This is a genomic window from Variovorax sp. 01T439_2, from assembly GCF_056398445.1.
This window is the reverse complement of record NZ_JBFTPJ010000858.1, coordinates 1-2,577: the sequence shown is the minus strand read 5'-3', so window position 1 is coordinate 2,577 and position 2,577 is coordinate 1. Positions and strand designations below refer to the sequence as shown.

The 2,577-nt window shown below is 68.2% G+C and carries 3 protein-coding genes; 1 reads left to right on the top strand and 2 read right to left on the bottom strand.

Annotated elements, in window-relative coordinates:
* Together AC1DOC_RS28850 and AC1DOC_RS28845 are read right to left on the bottom strand one after the other, a co-directional pair.
* Positions 1 to 881, bottom strand: an 881-nt coding sequence (locus AC1DOC_RS28850; protein ID WP_478131036.1) for a histidine kinase dimerization/phospho-acceptor domain-containing protein, incomplete at its 3' end; no start/stop codon positions are given.
* Positions 878 to 1,534 (bottom strand): response regulator, encoded by a 657-nt coding sequence (locus AC1DOC_RS28845; protein WP_026283990.1) that lies wholly within the window; start codon positions 1,532 to 1,534, stop codon positions 878 to 880. The genes AC1DOC_RS28845 and AC1DOC_RS28850, both read right to left, overlap by 4 nt.
* A 108-nt stretch (positions 1,535 to 1,642) precedes the next feature.
* Here AC1DOC_RS28845 and AC1DOC_RS28840 point away from each other — a divergent pair.
* Positions 1,643 to 2,577, top strand: a 935-nt coding sequence (locus tag AC1DOC_RS28840) for a beta-propeller domain-containing protein (protein ID WP_478131035.1), incomplete at its 3' end; no start/stop codon positions are given.

Here is a 2,577-nt window from a genome sequence, read left to right as displayed (position 1 = left end):
AGATCGAGCAGCTGCTGCGTCAGGTGCGAGGCCCGTGCGATCGCCTGCTCCAGATGAGCCTGGGCACGGCCGCGGCTCTCGCTGCTGTCCGCGCCCGCCAGCGCATGCGCCTGCGCCGCAATGACCGCCATCGGCGTTCGCAGTTCGTGCGCGGCGTCGTGCACGAACGCACGCTCGCGCGCCACCTTGTCGCGCAGCTGCTGCAGCATGCGTTCGATTGCGGATGTCAGCGGCCTGAGTTCCGCATAGGGCGGATCGACGCCCAGCGGCGAAAGATCGGACGCCTTTCGATGCCCGATGCCGTCGGCCAGGCGGCGCAATGGCCGCRATCCGTGCTTCACCGCAAACCAGACCGGCAGCAGCACGATGGGAAAGGCGAGCAGCAGATAGGGCAGCACGCTGCGCGTGTTGTTGGGCAGCACCTTGACGAAGGTGCGCTCGGGCTCTGCAATGCGCAGCGACCAGCGCGGCGTTTCGTCCTGGTACACCCAGTACGGCTCGCCATCGATGTGCTGCGTTGCCACCTTTCGCAAGGGCCCGGCCAGGATCTCGCTGCGCAGTTCCGGCGACGAATGAATCAGCTTTCCGCCGCGGTCCGACAGCTGGAACCGGAGCGTCCCCGCCGGGTTGCCGCTGATCCGCATGCTCTTGTAGATCGTTTCGGCCGAGGCGATCACGGCGCGCGCGCGCGCTTCGTCATCGAGCTGCGAGATCGCCTGCGTCAACGACCTGCCGAGCCGGCTCAACCCCTGGTCGACGGTCAACGACTGCCGGAAGTTGATATACATGTACGCCTGCAATGCCAGCAGCACGAAGACGAAGGCCAGCAGCACCGCAAGAAACACACGCTGCACGAGCGAGGGGCGCCACAGCCTGCTCATGGCACGAGCATGTAGCCCACGCCGCGCACGGTGTGCACCATGGCACCGCCGATCTTGCGCCGCAGGTTGGACACATGCACCTCCACCGCGGCGAAATCCACCGGCTCGCCCAGGGGCTCCAGCTTTTGCGCGAGCACGCCCTTGGCGACCACCGCGCCCGGCTCGCGCGCCAGCTCGAGCAGCAGCCGGAACTCGCGCGGCGACAGTTCCAGCGGCTCGCCGTTCAGCGACGCCACGTGCCGGCGCGGTTCGATGGACAGCGTGCCCAGGGTCCACACCTCGCTGGCCTGCCGCGCCGAGCGGCGCAGCACGGCGCGAATGCGCGAAATCAGCTCGGCGGTGGCGAAGGGCTTGATCACGAAATCGTCCGCGCCTCCGTCGAGCCCGGCCAGCCTGTCTTCCACCGCCGAACGGGCGGTGATCACGATGACGGGGAGGCTGCTGCCCCCGCGCCGCCAGCGTGCGAGCAGCTCAAGGCCATTGCCGTCGGGCAGCGACAGGTCGAGCAGCACGCAGTCGAATGCGCTCCCGTCCAGTTCGCGTGGCGCATCCGCCGCCCGCCGGCGCCATTCGCTGCTCAGGCCGTCGACCTTGAGCGCGGCCTGCAGGGCGCGGCCAAGTTCAAGGTCGTCTTCGATCAGCAGGATGTGCACCCGGCCATTGTGCGCGAGCGAACCTTTGGCAAAGCCAAAGGTTGCGGCCCGCAGAATCCAGGCGCGGACAAGGCCGCACGCCAGAACATTCACGAGGGACCCCAAAGCATGAGAAACACCAGGACCCCCAGCGGTTGGTACGCCGCTCTTGCAGCCATGTGCAGCGCCGCGGCACTGCTTGCCGGCTGCGCCACCGGCCCCACGCACCCCGCGCTGGTGTCGGCGCGGCAGGACAACACGCTCCCGCCGCTCGTGCCGATGCGGCGTTTCGTGGCGAACATCGATGCGGTCAACGGCCACGTTCTCTCGCCCGATGGACAACAGCTTGCATGGGTGCAGGCGGTCGGAACCGATGTGGGACTTGGCGTGCGCAAGACCTCCGATGCAGCCGAGGTCAAAAGCCCCAGCACCCGCACCTTTGCGACCGGCACGCTCGCGCGGCCCTTCGTGTCCGGGCCAACCTACATGTGGCTGCCCGACAGCCGCCACCTGGCCTACCTCAAAGACTTCACGGGCGACGAGAACACGCAGATCTTCGTGCTCGACACCGAGGCTCCGGGCGCCAGGCCCTGGGCCGTCACGCCCTGGCCGGGCGTGCGCTCGGCCATGCTGGGATGGGGCGCGCCGGGCAGCGCCACCTTCCTGTTCGCGAACAATCAGCGGGACCGCTCCAGCATGGATCTTTTCGAAGGCGATGCCCGCACGCGCACCGTGCGCGAAGTTGCGCGCAGCGAGCCTGACAGCCGCGTGCTGGCCTGGTTCATCGACACCCGGCGCGAACTCGCGGGCCGCATGCGGCAGCTCGGAAGCGCGGACGGCTCCGACCGGCTTCTGGAACTGCGCCAACCCGACGGCAGCTGGCGCGCATTCCGGACGGTGAAGGCATTCGATTCCTTCTGGCCGCAGCGCATCGATCTCGGCGCGGGGCGGCTCTGGGCATTGACGAATGTGGGGCGCGACAAGCTTGCGCTGGTCGAGGTCGATCTTGCCAACGGCACGGAGAAGCTGCTCGCGGAAGATGCCGAGGTCGACCTTGACTACGG